At 70.3% G+C, this 14,179-nt stretch carries 19 protein-coding genes; 8 read left to right on the forward strand and 11 right to left on the reverse strand.

All coding sequences use genetic code 11. The features are described 5' to 3' along the window. Positions 1 to 2: 2 nt before the first annotated feature. A complete protein-coding gene (locus H4W81_RS26615) occupies positions 3 to 743 on the reverse strand; it encodes an SIS domain-containing protein (RefSeq protein ID WP_318781973.1) in 741 nt (246 codons plus the stop codon). Continuing rightward, positions 740 to 1,609 (reverse strand): MurR/RpiR family transcriptional regulator, encoded by an 870-nt coding sequence (locus H4W81_RS26620; RefSeq protein ID WP_192777313.1) that lies wholly within the window; start codon positions 1,607 to 1,609, stop codon positions 740 to 742. The genes H4W81_RS26615 and H4W81_RS26620 overlap by 4 nt, the downstream gene beginning before the upstream one ends. Before the next feature lie 60 nt (positions 1,610 to 1,669). Here H4W81_RS26620 and H4W81_RS26625 point away from each other — a divergent pair, with 60 nt between their 5' ends. After that, positions 1,670 to 2,182, forward strand: a complete 513-nt coding sequence (locus H4W81_RS26625; RefSeq protein ID WP_192777314.1) for a hypothetical protein — start codon at positions 1,670 to 1,672, stop codon at positions 2,180 to 2,182. On the opposite strand, the gene H4W81_RS26630 is transcribed toward H4W81_RS26625, so the two are convergent. The 8 genes from H4W81_RS26630 to H4W81_RS26665 form a co-directional block, all read right to left on the reverse strand. Continuing rightward, the gene (locus H4W81_RS26630; protein WP_192777315.1) at positions 2,179 to 3,081 is read right to left on the reverse strand and encodes a hypothetical protein; all 903 of its coding nucleotides are present in this window, start codon (positions 3,079 to 3,081) and stop codon (positions 2,179 to 2,181) included. The two genes, H4W81_RS26625 and H4W81_RS26630, sit on opposite strands and share 4 nt — an antisense overlap. Further along, positions 3,078 to 3,617 carry an RNA polymerase sigma factor gene (locus H4W81_RS26635; protein WP_192777316.1) on the reverse strand — a complete coding sequence of 180 codons (540 nt, stop codon included), beginning with the start codon at positions 3,615 to 3,617 and terminating at the stop codon, positions 3,078 to 3,080. Before H4W81_RS26635 ends, H4W81_RS26630 begins: the two co-directional genes overlap by 4 nt. 394 nt (positions 3,618 to 4,011) lie before the next feature. After that, positions 4,012 to 4,998 (reverse strand): NAD-dependent epimerase/dehydratase family protein, encoded by a 987-nt coding sequence (locus H4W81_RS26640; protein WP_192777317.1) that lies wholly within the window; start codon positions 4,996 to 4,998, stop codon positions 4,012 to 4,014. Positions 4,999 to 5,306: 308 nt separating this feature from the next. After that, a complete protein-coding gene (locus H4W81_RS26645; RefSeq protein ID WP_192777318.1) occupies positions 5,307 to 5,633 on the reverse strand; it encodes a YbaB/EbfC family nucleoid-associated protein in 327 nt (108 codons plus the stop codon). Further along, complete coding sequence (locus H4W81_RS26650; RefSeq protein WP_192777319.1) at positions 5,630 to 6,019, reverse strand: YbaB/EbfC family nucleoid-associated protein; 390 nt, start codon at positions 6,017 to 6,019, stop codon at positions 5,630 to 5,632. Before H4W81_RS26650 ends, H4W81_RS26645 begins: the two co-directional genes overlap by 4 nt. Next, positions 6,016 to 6,867 carry a hypothetical protein gene (locus H4W81_RS26655; RefSeq protein WP_192777320.1) on the reverse strand — a complete coding sequence of 284 codons (852 nt, stop codon included), beginning with the start codon at positions 6,865 to 6,867 and terminating at the stop codon, positions 6,016 to 6,018. The genes H4W81_RS26650 and H4W81_RS26655 overlap by 4 nt, the downstream gene beginning before the upstream one ends. 11 nt (positions 6,868 to 6,878) lie before the next feature. Next, positions 6,879 to 7,442, reverse strand: coding sequence for a hypothetical protein (locus tag H4W81_RS26660; protein ID WP_192777321.1), 564 nt, complete (start codon positions 7,440 to 7,442; stop codon positions 6,879 to 6,881). Positions 7,443 to 7,784: 342 nt separating this feature from the next. Continuing rightward, a complete protein-coding gene (locus H4W81_RS26665) occupies positions 7,785 to 8,846 on the reverse strand; it encodes a thiolase C-terminal domain-containing protein (protein ID WP_192777322.1) in 1,062 nt (353 codons plus the stop codon). Here H4W81_RS26665 and H4W81_RS26670 point away from each other — a divergent pair. From H4W81_RS26670 to H4W81_RS26680, 3 genes are read left to right on the forward strand one after another with little or no spacing between them, the layout of a single operon-like run. Next, a complete protein-coding gene (locus H4W81_RS26670; protein ID WP_192777323.1) occupies positions 8,845 to 9,027 on the forward strand; it encodes a hypothetical protein in 183 nt (60 codons plus the stop codon). The genes H4W81_RS26665 and H4W81_RS26670 overlap by 2 nt on opposite strands. A 46-nt stretch (positions 9,028 to 9,073) precedes the next feature. Then, entirely contained in the window at positions 9,074 to 9,619 is a 546-nt protein-coding gene (locus H4W81_RS26675) for an SAM-dependent methyltransferase (RefSeq protein WP_192777324.1), read from the forward strand. A 15-nt stretch (positions 9,620 to 9,634) separates the two neighbouring features. After that, positions 9,635 to 10,279: a MerR family transcriptional regulator gene (locus H4W81_RS26680; protein WP_192777325.1), complete on the forward strand. Its 645-nt coding sequence runs from the start codon at positions 9,635 to 9,637 to the stop codon at positions 10,277 to 10,279. Here the strand turns inward: H4W81_RS26680 and H4W81_RS26685 are convergent. Continuing rightward, complete coding sequence (locus tag H4W81_RS26685; protein WP_192777326.1) at positions 10,251 to 10,892, reverse strand: ThuA domain-containing protein; 642 nt, start codon at positions 10,890 to 10,892, stop codon at positions 10,251 to 10,253. The two genes, H4W81_RS26680 and H4W81_RS26685, sit on opposite strands and share 29 nt — an antisense overlap. Before the next feature lie 75 nt (positions 10,893 to 10,967). Between H4W81_RS26685 and H4W81_RS26690 the strand changes: the two genes are divergently transcribed. The 4 genes from H4W81_RS26690 (at position 10,968) to H4W81_RS26705 (ending at position 14,128) form a co-directional block, all read left to right on the forward strand. Further along, the gene (locus H4W81_RS26690; protein ID WP_192777327.1) at positions 10,968 to 11,333 is read left to right on the forward strand and encodes an SSI family serine proteinase inhibitor; all 366 of its coding nucleotides are present in this window, start codon (positions 10,968 to 10,970) and stop codon (positions 11,331 to 11,333) included. A 77-nt stretch (positions 11,334 to 11,410) separates the two neighbouring features. Next, positions 11,411 to 12,283 (forward strand): RNA polymerase sigma-70 factor, encoded by an 873-nt coding sequence (locus H4W81_RS26695; RefSeq protein ID WP_192777328.1) that lies wholly within the window; start codon positions 11,411 to 11,413, stop codon positions 12,281 to 12,283. A gap of 50 nt (positions 12,284 to 12,333) precedes the next feature. Continuing rightward, a complete protein-coding gene (locus tag H4W81_RS26700; protein ID WP_192777329.1) occupies positions 12,334 to 13,380 on the forward strand; it encodes a serine hydrolase domain-containing protein in 1,047 nt (348 codons plus the stop codon). 10 nt (positions 13,381 to 13,390) lie between these two features. Continuing rightward, the gene (locus H4W81_RS26705; protein ID WP_192777330.1) at positions 13,391 to 14,128 is read left to right on the forward strand and encodes an SDR family NAD(P)-dependent oxidoreductase; all 738 of its coding nucleotides are present in this window, start codon (positions 13,391 to 13,393) and stop codon (positions 14,126 to 14,128) included. The last annotated feature ends 51 nt before the right edge of the window (positions 14,129 to 14,179 follow it).

Below are 14,179 nucleotides of genomic sequence, written 5' to 3' on the forward strand. Positions count from 1 at the left end.
GGTCAGCCGCCTCTTCTGATGCGGCCTGCGTAACGGGCCTCGAGTGCGAGGTTGTGCGCGTCGCCCTCGGGAACGTTCGCCGACAGGTACACCGGCGGCGTCCGTCCCACCTTCACCAGGTCGCGCACCGCTTCGGTGACGACGAGCTGGACCAGCAGGGCCGAGGTGATCGTGGAGACGGCGCCGACGGCGCCGCCCTCGGGCAGGGGCAGGACGGCGTCGCCGCGCGGGGCCCGGTTGTCGAGGACCACGTCGGCGAGCTCGAACAGCTTACGTCCCGAAGGGTGCCTGGACGGCACGCCGGTGCTGTGGGCGAGAGAGGTGATGGCGATGAGGTCGTGGCCGCGCTCCTTGACCAGGGCGGCCAGCTCGACGACGACGCCGTTGACGCCGGAGTTGGAGATGATCACGAACAGGTCCTCGTCCCTGACGGGCGCGAGGTCGAGGATGCGCCGGGCCAGGCCGGGGTCGCGTTCGAGGTCGTAGCGTTCGAGCTCGGCTGGGTCGGCTCCGCCATACAGGACGATGTCCCTGAGCGCGAGCTTGTTGGTGGGCACGAGACCTCCCGCGCGGCCCGCGATCTCCATCGCGGTGGCCTCGGAGTGTCCCGAACCGAACGCCTGGATCACGCCTCCCCTGTCCAGCGCCCTGGTGAAGAGGGCGGCGGCCCTGGGAATCTGTGGGTCGTCGGGGATGGCGGCGACGAGGTCGGCGATGTGCCTGGCGTAGTCGGCCGGGTTCACGATTCTCCTTCTGGTAGCCGGTGGCCTTCGACGGCCCTGACGGTCAGGTCGAACGCCTCGCGGGTGCGCTCGTAGGTGCGCTGCGCGACCGAGACGTAGACCACGTCGAGGACGAGCAGCTGGGAGTGGATGGCGGCGAAGCCGTGGGCGCGGAAGGTGGTCTCGCGGCTGGCCGTGGTGAGCACCAGCTCGGACACCTCGGCCAGCGGCGAGCTGGGGTGAGAGGTGACCGCGACGGTGATCGCGCCATGGCTGCCCGCCTCGGCGAGCACCTCGATGACCTCGCGGGTCCTGCCGCTGTGCGAGATGCCCACGGCCACGTCGCCGTGGCCGAGCAGCGCGGCGTCGCTGAGCGCGGAGTGCGCGTCGGACCTGCTCCAGGTGGGGATGCGGATGCGCTGCAGGCGGTGCTCCATCTCGCTGGAGACGGCGGCGCTGCTCGACACCCCGAACAGCAGCACCCGGCCCGCGTGGGCGATCGACTCGGCCACCTTCTCCACCATGGCCAGGTCGAGCTGCGCGGCGGTCTGCTGGATGAGCCTGATGTCGTTGCCCGACACCACGCCGAGCACCCTGTCCAGGCCGTCGCCGGGAAGGATCTCCTGCCCGATGTCGGTCTCCCAGCGCTGCCGCGCCGTCCGGCCCGTCTCGGTGGCGATGGCCACGCGCAGCTCGGCGTAGCCGCCGAAGCCGAGCGCGCGGCAGAACCTGGTGATCGTCGCGGTCGAGGTGCCGCTGCGCTCGGCCAGGTCGACGATCGTCGACCGGGCGGCCTCCGCGGGGTTGGCGAGGATCACCTCGGCGACCTTGCGCAGCGCGTCCGGCTGGTCGGCCTGTTCCGCTCTGATGCGGCTCAGCAGTTCCACGCGATGAAAATTATGCTCAACATCTCGACGGGTCAACGCTTCTGGAGAATAATTTTTGACATGTCGTTGGTGTTAGGTGTGGACGCCGGTGGGCACCTCGCCGCCGATGAGGCCGCTTCCCGCGAGTCGCCTGCCCGCGAGTCGCCGGTACGCCGGTGGGCGGTCTGCGTCGGCAGGGTCAGTGAGGCCGGTGAGGTGGTGGACCGGATCGCGGCGACCGTCCAGTCGCGGCCGCCGCTCGCGCTGGCCGAACTGGCGCCGCTGGTGAGCAGGGCTGCCACCGAGGGCGACCCCGCCGCACTGTCCATCGTGGCGGCCGCCGCCACGCGGCTCCTCCGAACCGTCACCGAGGTACGCGGGCCGGGCGAGCGCTCCCCGATCGTGCTGGCGGGCAGCGTGCTCACCACCGAAGGGCCGGTACGGCGTGCCGTACCGGCCCAGCTGGAACAGCGGTGGACGGCGGCGGCGGTGAGTGTGGCAGGTGACGGAGCTGGAGCGGCGGCGTGGCTGGCCGCCCTCGACCTGCACGGCCCCGCGCGGGCCGCGCCGCTGCACTCCCGCTTCGTCGGCTAACTCAGGTCGGCCGGCTTGGGCCCGTCGTAGACCGGGTTCTTGGCCAGCCGCTCCTTCGTCACCAGCAGCCTGACCGCGTCGGCTGACAGCGCCTCGGCCTCCCACACGATCCAGTCGTCCCCGACGGAGTCCGGCTGCTTGTGCGGGTTGTACCCGTAGCCGCCGCCCTCGTTCGGGTCGATCACCGCGACCACCGTCTTGATCCCGCGCTCGGCGGCCTCCTTGCGCACCTCACCGACCGTGCGCTCGTCCACCTTGAGCCCGTGCAGCGTCTCACCCTCGCGGGTGGCCGGCGCCCAGTTCCCGTACCGCTCCCCCGGCTGCGCCGTGCGGCCGAGGTAGATCACGCCCTTGCCGGTGTATCCCACGTCCACCGTGACCGCCAGCCCACAGCCCAGGGTGCCCATCTGGCAGCCCTCGGGCTCGAGGCCGCCGCCGAGGCCCTTGCCAGGGGTGCGGTCTCCGGAGCCACCTATGCGCACGACCTTCCCGACCCCGCTCGGGGACGACGGCAGCAGAGTGAGCGTGACGTCCAGGCCCACCGCCTTGAACGCCTCCGCGTACTTGGCGTGGTCGGCGTACGGGTCCTTGACCTTGGCCACCCACTGGTCGCCGCGCCGCTCGATCTCCATGGCCGCGTTCGCGTAGGACGTGGCCAGCCCGGGCCCCTCCGACAGCAGCCCAGGTCCGATCACCACCGCGGCCGCCAGCGCCGACGCCGCCACCGCCGCGACCACGAACCTGCGCACGCGGCGCGGCCGCACGACGGGCTCGTGAACCTGCTCGGCAGTCATGATCGACTCCAGCAGCGTCCGCGCCCCCGCACCGGACGCCCGTCCCCTCAGGTCCTCGTCACGCACCCTGGCCAGGCCGCCGACCTGGTCCTCCATGATGTTCACAGTTTCCTCCCCGCAAGAGCTACCCGGTTGACCTGGACGCCCGCCGCCTCCAGCGCGCGGGCGAAGCGCTTGCGCGCTCGATGCAGCCTGATCCGTACGGCGTTGCGCGAACAGCCCAGCACGGCGGCGATCTCACTGCGTTCCAGCCCCTCCCACGCGACCAGTGCGAGCAGCTCGCGGTCGTCGTCGGGGAGATCCTTGAAGGCTCTGGCGATGACGCCACGCTCGACGGACCCGTCGGGTGTGGCGGCGTAGAGGTCGGCCAGGTCGAGGTCGAGCTCCACGACTCGCGCCTGGTGCCTGGCGGTACCTCTGCGATGGTTGGCCAGCACGTTGCGCGCCACGCCGTACAGCCAGAGGCGCGCCTCGTCGCCGGCGGGCAGCCGGTCGACCCGCCGCCAGGCGATGGCGAAGGTCTCCGCGACGACGTCGGCCGCGTCGTCGGGTGAGGCACAGCGCCGTACGGCGTAGCCGAGGATCTGCTCGTAGGTGTCGGCATAGACGGCCTCGAACCTGGCCCTGCGACGTTCATCCACGGGCGATTCCCACGATCGGCCTCCTAGTTCACGAAATGTCGGACACCTCTCCATGTCGCAGACCGGCGCACCATTTCACGCCTTCCCCGACGTCCGACCCCCGAGAAGATTCCGGCCAACGCCCGCCATCGAGAAGAAGGATCGACACACGCGGTCCGGTCGATTCCAGAAGGTCAGGCCGGCCCACTCTCGGCAGCCACACCAGCCGACTCTCGAGAACCAGGCCGGCTGTCCTTCGAGGACCAGGTCAACGGGCGGGAGGTCTCAGGCGGCAGCATTCACTCGCGCGGGCTGACAAGGGGACGCGGCGTCGTTGGGGATGCGGCGTCGTTGGGGATGCGGCGTCGTTGGGGCACACGTTCTTTGGACACGGGCTTCTGGTAACGCGGCGCTGTCAGCCGAGAGCGTCGAGCAGCTCGCGCTCGCGCCGGGCGCTGAGGCCTGCACGTCTTGTCCTGTCCAGGCCCTGCTCCCGTTCCCAGGCCAGCGTGTCGGCCAGCAGCTCGGCCCTGGGCCGATGACGCAGCCCAGCGACGCGCGCCGCGGAACCGGTCCTGGACGACCACCCTTCCCAGCCCGGCTTGACCAACCACATCGGCAGGGACTCGGGCCCCAGGTACTCGGCCACGCCGTTCGCCAGCAGCCACGCCGAGTCGGCGGTGACCACCGGACCGGTGTGCCCGCCAACGGTGCGGGACAGCTCGATCCACTCCCCGAACGGAACGACGGGACCGACGGCGTCATACGTGCCGGTGCTCCCCTTCTCCGCGCAGTCGAGCAGCCAGTCGACGAGGTCCCGCACATCGATCGCCTGGGTCGGCATGGTCGGTACGTCGGGGACCAACATCGGGCCTTGCGGATCGCGTGCGGCGCGAGCCACCCAGTAGCCGGAACGTCCGCTGCTGTCGCCGGGGCCGCCGATGAGACCAGCGCGAGCGATGAGCAGGCGGTCACCCACCGCGGCCGTCGAGGCCTGCTCGCAGGCGACCTTCGCCTCGCCGTACAGCGAGCGGTCGACCTCGCCTTGGTCGGCCGGAGCAAGGAGAGCCGCGGACTCGTCCGCGTCGGGCTTGTCATGGGAGCCGTAGGCGTTGATGGAGGAGACATAGGTCCAGTGCCTGGCCCTGCCGCCCAGCGCGTCGAGCGCCGCACGAACGAAGCCCGGCTGCCACGAGATCTCGATGACGGCATCCCACTCACGATCCAACAGCGGTTCGTACGCCGAGAGGTCGCGCCGGTCGGCGGCCACCAGCGTCGCTCCGTCCGCGACCTCACCGCTTTCGCCGCGAGCGAGGCACGTCACCCGATGGCCGCGCTCGATCGCCTGCCGCGACACCTGCCGACCCACCCATGCTGTTCCGCCGAGAACCAGGATCTCCATCCGGACACCCAAGCACGACAAACAGCGAAACACCCAGACCGGTTCGCTGGAGGCAGACCTGTGCCGCCAACCAGCCAGCGAGCCCCGCCCGCACCATCCCAGGAACCCTGGTGCCGAGAGCCCAAGGCACCAGGACCGGAGGGAGCGACAACCGCCGGTAGCGAGGTGCCGACATAGCGGGGTACCGAGAACCCGGTGGGAACTGCTGGAGGCCAGGCTCTTCTGCCGCAAGTGTCCCCCTGGGGACAGACATCCAGTACCCTCGCCAAGTCAGACTCTGAGGCTGCCCCCTTGCTCACAACATGCGCTCACCGACGACCGGAGGGGTGGGCGCCGGGGCGCAGGTCGTGCAGCAGTTCCTCCTTGGCGATGACCGCCTCCTCCTCGGCCGTGCGGATGGCGGTGAGGATGGCGTCGGCGAGCTGCTGGGCACCCAGTCGCCGTCTGCTGAGCGGGCTGATCTCCAGGCGGAGAAGGCCGCCGAGGGAGTCGGTGGCCGCCACGATCCTGCCCTCGTCGGCCCGGCCGGTGAACTCGCGGACGCTCCATTCCTCCACCAGCGCCTCGGCGCGGGCGGCGACGGCCATCAACCCGTCCAGCCGGGCCTGCGCGTCCTCCATCTCCTGCATGCTCATCCTCTCCCCAGCACGCCCTTGATATAGGGCTCCAGTGGGTCGCGACCGGTCTCCGCCGACGCCGCCGGCCCGGCAAGCTCCGCCATCACCTCGGTGAGCCGCCCGCCCATCGCGATCCGAGCCACGACGATCGCCTCCTGAACGGCCTCGGAGAGCTGGACGTGGTCAAGGTCGCGCAGGCCGCGCGGGTCGATGGACAGCCCGAGCAGGCGACCTTCACCCGAGACCTCCGCGCGCACCACCTCGGCGGAGTCGGAGCCTGACAGCCGCTCCTCGGCCAGGTCGCGCAGCGCTCCAGCCAGCGCGCCGGTCCACTCGCCCACCTCGCGCAGCAGGCCGCCGAGATCGCCCTCCCTGCCGTCGTGGAAGGAGTTCACCTGCTTCACCGCGCCTCCTTGGCGGCGGGTACCCAGTACTCCCCGACGCGGCTGGGATCCTCGATCGTGCCCGAGAGACCGAGGTCGCGCGCCCCCATGTCCGGGTTGCCCGCCCGGTAGAAGGCGCCCTTGAGTTCGTTCAGCTTCAGCTCCAGCTTGTTGAGGTCGCCCTCATAGGCGTTGTAGACGTCGGCGAACTGCTTGACGAGGTTGCCGAGGCCGGTCATGAAGAGGCCGACCTGGGTCATCAGGGCCACCCTGCCGATCGGGTGCGCGCTCATCCCCGCGAGCGCCCTCAGGATCGGCGCCGAGCTGGCGTACAGGCCGAACACCGACAGGTCGTACTCCAGCACCTCCTTGTACTGACCGTGCATGGCGCCGCTCATCTCGCCGGAGACCTTGCCGAGCTGGCTGTACAGGCCGTTGACGTTGAATCGGACGTACTGCTGGAGCATCTCGACGGCGTGCCCCTTCCAGTTGGGCGCGATCTCGTCGAAGTAGGCCCTCCACAGGTCGGCCCTGTTGCCTTCCAACAGGCCCGCCGTCTCCTTCCAGCTTTCGCGGCGGTCGTAGAACAGGAACGGGTTGCCCAGGTTGAGAGTGGCGGCCACGTCCAAGGCCAGGGCGGCGACGCCCAGCCCGGACATGGCCATCGCGACCCTGCTGGACTGGCGCAGCGGGTTCAGGTTGCCGATGAGCTTCTGATAGAAGCCAGGGTCGGTACGCGGGGTGGGGGTGACGGTGACCGTTCGCTGGACGGCGCCAGAGGCGTTCGTGATGTGGAGCTGCTGGGTCTGCGACGGGGCGACCTGGCCGGGCACGATCAGCCGCGGCGGCTGGTTCGAGGGGGTCGACATGGCTCCCTCATTCACCTCGTCCTGAGTGCGCTGGCCTTCTCGGCGGCCACGTAGTTGTCGGCCGCCCTGCACACCTTGTCGCTGTCCTTCCTGAGGACCTCCCCGAGGATGCCGGCGCTGTCGCACCAGAGATCGGCGATGGAGTTGAAGCGACCGACGAACGCCAGGCCAATGACGGGGACGCCGGCCAACGGGACCAGGTTCCAGCCCTCGAAGCGGGGAATGTGCTGCTTGATCTCGTCCACGCCGGTGGCTGAAGTGCCCATGGTGCCGGCGAACTTGCGGACGTAGCCCGCCTGCACCTCGTAGCCGGGCACCCCTGAGGAGCTCCCCGGGAGGACGGGGCCCGCGGCGGGCGTGACGTGGGGACCGGCACCCGGCGCCGCGGACGCGGACAGCCGCAGGGTCGGCGGAAGACACACCGGCGGCGGGCAGCGCGGTGTGTGCGGGCACGGGCTGACCATCGGCGGCTGGACGGACGGGCTCGGGGTCGCCGAGGACGCGGGCGAGGGGCCGCCAGGGGACGCGGTGACGCTCGAAGGCTGGCTCGCCGCAAGGGAGGAATCGGTCAACACGCGATCTTCCTACCATCGAGCCCCCCTCTCTGGACCACTGAACGGCCCGTTTTCCCAGGTGGGAGGGCAAAACTTAACGACGGCTTAACCTCTGCGACATCTACGCCCACTCGCGGCCACGCGTGTCGGAGATTCCCGAGACGGGCCGGTCGCTCTGGACAGGCGGGATCACGTCTTATGAGGTGGTGTGTGAGCCGGCCTCGCGTGACCTGGGTGGGATTGCGCGCTGCCCAGGTGGCGAGGTCCGGGCGGCGAGAACCCGAGGGGGCGAGGGCGGGGTGACGAGGACCCGAGGCACCGGGGAACGCGAGTGGCGAGGTGGTGAAGAGCCCCGGAATGGGGTCAGGGGGTCAGGAGGGCGGCGCTGCCGTAGGAGCCGCCGAAGCCGGTTACCAGGGCGACGCCTCCGCTGGATCTGACCTCGCGTACGGCCTGCGCCACATTGTTCAGTCCGTGAACGTATCCCTCGGAGAGCAGTCCTCCGTGCGGGTTGACGCCTGCGTGTCCTCGAGCCAGCAGATACCCCCCGAGGTCGGGTCGGGAGACGACGCCGAAGTCCTCCAGTTGGCGCGGGAGGAGCCACGAGTAGGCGTCGTAGAGAAGGGCGACGTCGACGTCGGTGGGATGCATACCGGATGCTGTCCACAGCATGGGGGCCACGTACGTCGAGAAGATGGCGGTGACGTCGGGTGAGCGGTCCATTGTTGAGCAACCGGGTCCGCCGCCTCGTACCACCGCCCTGATCCTTGGGCCTGGCAGGACTCCGCTGACCAGCAGGGCGCAGGCGCCGTCCGTCTCCTGGCAGCAGTCGACAGTACGCAGCGGACTGCAGACGAAAGGCTTCGCGAGGTAGTCCTCGAACGACAGCGGGCTGCGGCGGAGGGCTCTGTCATTGGAAGCGGCGTTGTCTCGGGACTGGGCGACGACCGCGTGCAGGTGTTCCTCGGTGAGTCTGGTGTCGTGGAGGTAGCGGGTGGCGGCCATGGCGAACATCGGGATGGGGCCTGCCATGCCGTACGGGTTCGTGAACCGTTCTTGCGGGCCCGTCGAGACGGTGTTCATGCGCTTGCCCGAGCGGCCGTTGAGGGCGCGGTAGATCAGGACGTTCTTGGCCAGTCCCGCTTCGATGAGCATGGCGGCGTCGCCGAGGATCGAGGCGGCTTGGGTGCCGCCGCCCGAGATGTCGTTGTGCCAGCCGAGCGGCTCGATCCGCAGGCCCCTGGCGACCTGTATGACGGGGGCGGAGTCGTTGAGGTGGTAGCTCAGGACGGCATCGATCTCGCGGGGTTCGATTCCGGCGTCGGCGCAGGCGAGCCTGGCCGCCTCGACCGCCAGCTCCAGTTCGGTCCGGCCGGAGTTCCTGGTGAGGGCCGTCATCCCCACTCCTGCGATGGTGCCGCGCATGTCCCTCCTGATCCGCCGACCGCCCCCTGGCTGGACCTCCCAGGGAAGAGCAGCCGTCGCGACCTTCCCCGTGCCCGCCGTCCTCGCCCGCAGGATGCCACCCGTCGTGACCGTCTCGCCGGCGGTGCTCGCCGTTCTCACCTGCAGGGCGCCGCCGCCCTCGACTCCTGACCTCGGTTAGCCACCCGGCGGTCACGCTAGTGCGACCCAGTGATTTAGGCAAGCGCTTGCTAGGGACTGTCTCCCGGTGCTTACCATGCGGGCATGACCGAGCAGGCACGCCCGGAGTCGACAACGACCCGACCGTCCTCGCGCACGCCCGCGCCCTGCTGGCCACGACGCCCGGCGCCACCGTGCTGGAGGGCGACCTGCACGACCCTGCCGCGATCCTCGACCGGGCGCCGCTGGACTTCTCACGTCCGGTAGCGATCCTCCTCGTCGCGGTGCTGCACTTCCTGCCCGACGACGACGAGACCTACGGCGTCGTCGCCACGCTCCGGAGGAGCATGGCGCGAGGCAGCCACCTGGTCGTCTCGCACATCTACGCCGGCGACCACACCGAGGAGACCGTCAGGGAGGGCGCGGCCGTCTACTCCAGGACGGCCACCGGCTCGCTGACCGGCCGCGACCCGCCCCGGATCGCCCGCTACTTCGAGGGCATGGAGCTGCTGGAACCGGGGATCGCGCCCGTGGACGCCTGGCGTCCGGCCGAGCCCGTCGAGCCGGAGCTGGTCAAGCCAGGCATCCTCGGTGCGGTGGGCGTCGTTAGGTAGTAGTACTATCCATCTATGCGCATGTCCCAGCTGAGTGCCGAGTCCGGCATCTCCATCGCCACCATCAAGTACTACCTGCGCGAGGGCCTACTCCATCAGGGCGAGCAGGTGGCGGCCACGCGCGCCGAGTACGACGAGTCGCATCTGCGCAGGCTGCGGCTGATCAGGGCGCTGCTGGAGGTCGGCCGCCTGCCGATCACCTCGATCAAGAAGGTGATCGAGGCGGTCGACGACGAGAACATGCCCGTGCACGACATGCTCGGGACCGCCCACTACGCGCTCAGCCCCGCCGTCGAGGCGGGGGACGGCGAAGAGTGGACGGCCGCCCGCGAGCAGGTCGACCACCTGCTCGCCGAGCTCGGCTGGCAGGTGTCCAGGAACGCCCCGCCCCGCGAGGAGCTCGCCCAGACCCTCGTCAAGATCCGCCAGCTCGGCCTGAACGCCGACCTGACCCCGTACGCCCGCGCCGCCCACCAGCTCGTCACCGAGATCGAACTGGACACCGTCCCGCTGGACGGCCCGCGCGACGCGGCCGTGGAGGCCCTGGTCCTCGGCACGGTGCTGTACGGCAAAGCCTTCGACGCGCTGCGCCGCCTGGCCCAGGAGTCGGAGTCGGCCCGCCGGCTGAAGGTCAGTCCCCCAGCACAAGAGGGCGCTTGAGCAGCCAGAGCGCCGCCCGCTTGAGCAGCGTGTGGTGCACCTCGTTGTCGTAGGAGCGCACGTCGTGCCCGAGGGCGTCGTAGACGAGGCGGCCACGACGTACCGGACGGGCCCAGACCAGCGGCTGCCCCAGCGACGAGGCCAGCGGCTGGACGTCCGGCAGTACGTCGAGGTCGCTGTAGACCTCGTCCACGAGGTCGAAGTCGCGCAGCCCCTCGACGATCGGGTGGCCGCCGAGGACGCGGACGCTCGTCCAGCCCAGCGGGGGATGGTGTGATTTGCCCCAGTTCCAGCAGGCGCCGAGCACGCGCGGCCAGCCCTGCCAGTCGTCGAAGCAGATCGAGGCGGCGTGCATGCACAGCAGCCCGCCGCCCTTGTCGAGGTGGTCGAGCAACGTGGTGCGGGCCTGGGCCGGCAGCATGAAGCCCTTCGCCTGCCAGCGCAGCGCGTTGACGGTGATGAGCTGGTACTCCGACGGCTCGCTGAGCGCTCCCGTGATGTCCTCGGTGATCTCGGACTCCACGCCGACGTCGGCCAGCACCTGCGCGAGGGCCGCCGACGTGGCGTCGAAGTCGTGGAACAGGCCTCCTGAAAGGATCAGATTTCTCGCCACGTCCCAACCACATCACGGATGACCCTGAGAAATCCATGGGCGTTCGCTGACCCGGTCGCGGGAAGCACTCCGCGCATGACATCGCTCAAGATCGTTGCCCTGGTGGCCGCCGCCCTCCTCTCCACGTCCGCAGCCTCGTGCCCGAGCACCTCCCTGCGGGTCGAGGTCACGGTGGCGGAGGGCGTCCCCGCCACGGCGGAGCTGAGGTGCGGACCGGCGGGCGGCACGCATCCGAGTGCGGTGGCCGCCTGCGCGCTGCTGGACACCGTGAACGGCGACCTGTCGCGCCACCCCGGCGAGCGCGGCATCTGCACCAGGGAATACCGCCCGCACACCGTCAGGCTGAGCGGGACCTGGGACGGCAGGACCGTCTCCTACGTGCGGACCTACGGCAACCGCTGCATGATGCTCCTGGCCACGGGGGCGGTCTTCGCCTTGTGAGCCGCGGCTGCGCGGGACCGACAACAGCCGCGCCAGGCTCATGCTCAACTGGCGCCCCCGGCACCCTTCCTTCCTCGATGACCAGGAATGATGCAGTCGTGGAATTCGAGACGTATCGCCCCATGCTGCTCGGGCTGGCCTACCGGCTGCTCGGCAGCATGTGGGATGCCGAGGACGTGGTCCAGGAGGCCTGGCTGCGCTGGAGCGACACCGACCAGGCGGCGGTGAAGGAGCCCAGGGCCTTCCTCGTCACCATCGTGTCGCGGCTGGCGCTCGACCAGCTGCGGTCGGCGAGGGTCAGGCGCGAGGCCTACACGGGTCCGTGGCTGCCCGAGCCGGTCCCGACCTCGCAGATCGGGCCGCTCGACACCGCCGAGCTGCGCGACACCCTCTCCTACGCCACCCTGCACCTGATGGAACGGCTCTCGCCACCCGAGCGGGCGGTGTTCGTGCTGCGCGAGGCGTTCGACCTGCCGTACGACGAGATCGCCGCGATCGTGGACGCGAGCGTCGCGAACTGCCGCCAGATGCACCACAGAGCGTCGGTACGGCTGGCCGAGGGCAGGGATCGCTTCCAGCCCAACCCCGAGGAGCACGCCAGGCTGCTGCTGCGCTTCCTCGACGCCGCGCAGGGCGGCGACCTGTCGGCGCTGACCTCGATGCTCAGCGACGACGTGGTGGCGTGGACCGACGGCGGGGGCAAGGCCAGGGCGGCGCTGCACCCGATCGAGGGCCGCGAGAAGGTGGTCGCCTTCATCACCGGGCTCACCAGGCGCTACGCCATCGAGGAGGTACGGGTCCTCGACGTCAACGGCGCGCCCGCGCTGTGGTTCCGGTCGGGCGGCGAGCCGCAGATCGCCGCGGTGGACCTCCGTGACGGCCTGATCCGCGGCGTCTACGCCATTCGCAACCCGGACAAGCTGAGGTGTGGTTTTCCCCAGGAGGGATGAGCGGCGAACCTCATTACCCCCGCACCCGTCCCCTCCGTAGCGTCTTGCGCATGATCTCTTTCATGAACGTGCTGGTGGCGGCCGCTGTGGCGGTGCCCGGAGCGCAGGTGCAGGAACAGCTGGAGGCGCTGCCCAAGACGGCCGCGATCGTCAGGTTGAGCGACGCCGACTCCTCGTGGCAGAGGGCGGCAGGCGTGCGGGACCTCAGGTCGGGACGGCCCGCCGTACCCGAGGGGCATTTCCGGATCGGCAGCGTCACCAAGACGTTCGTGGCGACGGTCGTGCTGCAGCTGGTCGACGAGGGCAAGGTGAAGCTGGACGAGCCCGTCGAGAGCTACCTGCCCGGCGTCGTCCCCGGCGGCGAGAAGATCACCGTGCGGCAGATCCTCGACCACAGCAGCCACCTCCACGACTACATGAGCGAGCCCGGCTACTCCACCAACCGGTGGCGGGGCAAGGAGCGCTTCCGCCACTACTCCCCCGCCGCGCTGCTGAAGGTGGCCTTCGCCAAGAAGCTGCCGGCGGACGGCCGCTGGCACTACTCCAACACCAACTACGTGGTGGCGGGGCTGCTGGTGGAGAAGGTGACGGGCCGGCCGTACGGGCAGGAGGTCGAGCGCAGGATCCTGCGGCCCCTCGGGATGCGGCGGACCAGCGTGCCGGGCGACCGGCCGGGGCTGCCCGCGCCGCACGCCCGCGGCTACGAGCCCCTGCCCGGCGGTGAGCTGGTCGACGCCACGCTGATGAACCCCTCGCTCGACTGGGCGGCGGGCGAGATGATCTCCACGACACGCGACCTCGACGTCTTCTTCGACGCGCTGCTCACCGGCAAGCTGACCAGCGCCGCCTCGCTCAAGGAGATGCGGACCACGGTCAGGACGGGCGTGGGCTTCGAGTACGGCCTCGGCCTGCAGGCCTACCCGACGCCCTGCGGGACGAAGGTCTGGGGGCACAGCGGCGAGCTGATCGGCTACCTGACCTTCGCCTTCCGCTCCGACGACGGACGCTCGCTCACGCTGTCGATCAACCCCTCGGCCACGAACCCGTCCACCGAACAGATCATGGGCATCGCGGCGGCGCAGTTCTGCGATCGGTAGTCTCGCTCTTATGGATCTCGGCATCTCGGGCAAGGTCGCACTCGTCACGGGGGGCAGCGCCGGCATCGGCCTCGCCGCCGCGAAGTCCCTGGCACAGGAGGGCTGCCACGTGTGCGTCGCCGCGCGCAGCCCCGAACGGCTGGCGGACGCGGTGGTGCAACTCCAGGAGTACGGCAGCGTCGTGCACGCCGTACTCGCCGACGTGGAGGACCCCGCTGCCGCCGAGCGGGTGGTCGCGGAGACGCGCGAGGTGCTCGGACCCGTCGACATCCTGGTCGCCAACGCGGGCGGGCCGCCCGCGGGCACGTTCGTCGAGGTGAGCCTGGCCGACTGGGAGGTGGCGGTCCAGCGCAACCTGCTCGGCATGGTCCGGCTGATGCGGGCCGTGCTGCCCGACATGCGCGCGCGGGGGTGGGGCCGCATCGTCACCATCACCAGCAGGTCGGTGCGGGAGGTGCTCGACGGGCTGGCCCTGTCCAACGCCACCCGTACGGCTGTCGCCGGCGTCGTCCGCACCCTGGCCAGGGAGGTTGGCGGCGACGGGATCCTGGTGAACAACGTGCTGCCGGGCCCCATCGACACCGAGCGGCTGCGGTCACTCGGGTACGTGGGCAGCACGCCGATCGGGCGGATCGGGCGGCCCGAGGAGGTCGGCGACGTGGTGGCGTTCCTGGCCAGCGAGCGCGCCTCGTTCGTCAACGGCGTGTCCCTGCTGGTCGACGGCGGGGAGAGCAGGATCGTGGCCTGAGCCCCCGCGCGCTGTCCACGAGAACCGCAACCCATGACATCCTTCCTGTAA

This window comes from Nonomuraea africana, assembly GCF_014873535.1.
Taxonomy (GTDB): Bacteria; Actinomycetota; Actinomycetes; order Streptosporangiales; family Streptosporangiaceae; genus Nonomuraea; species Nonomuraea africana.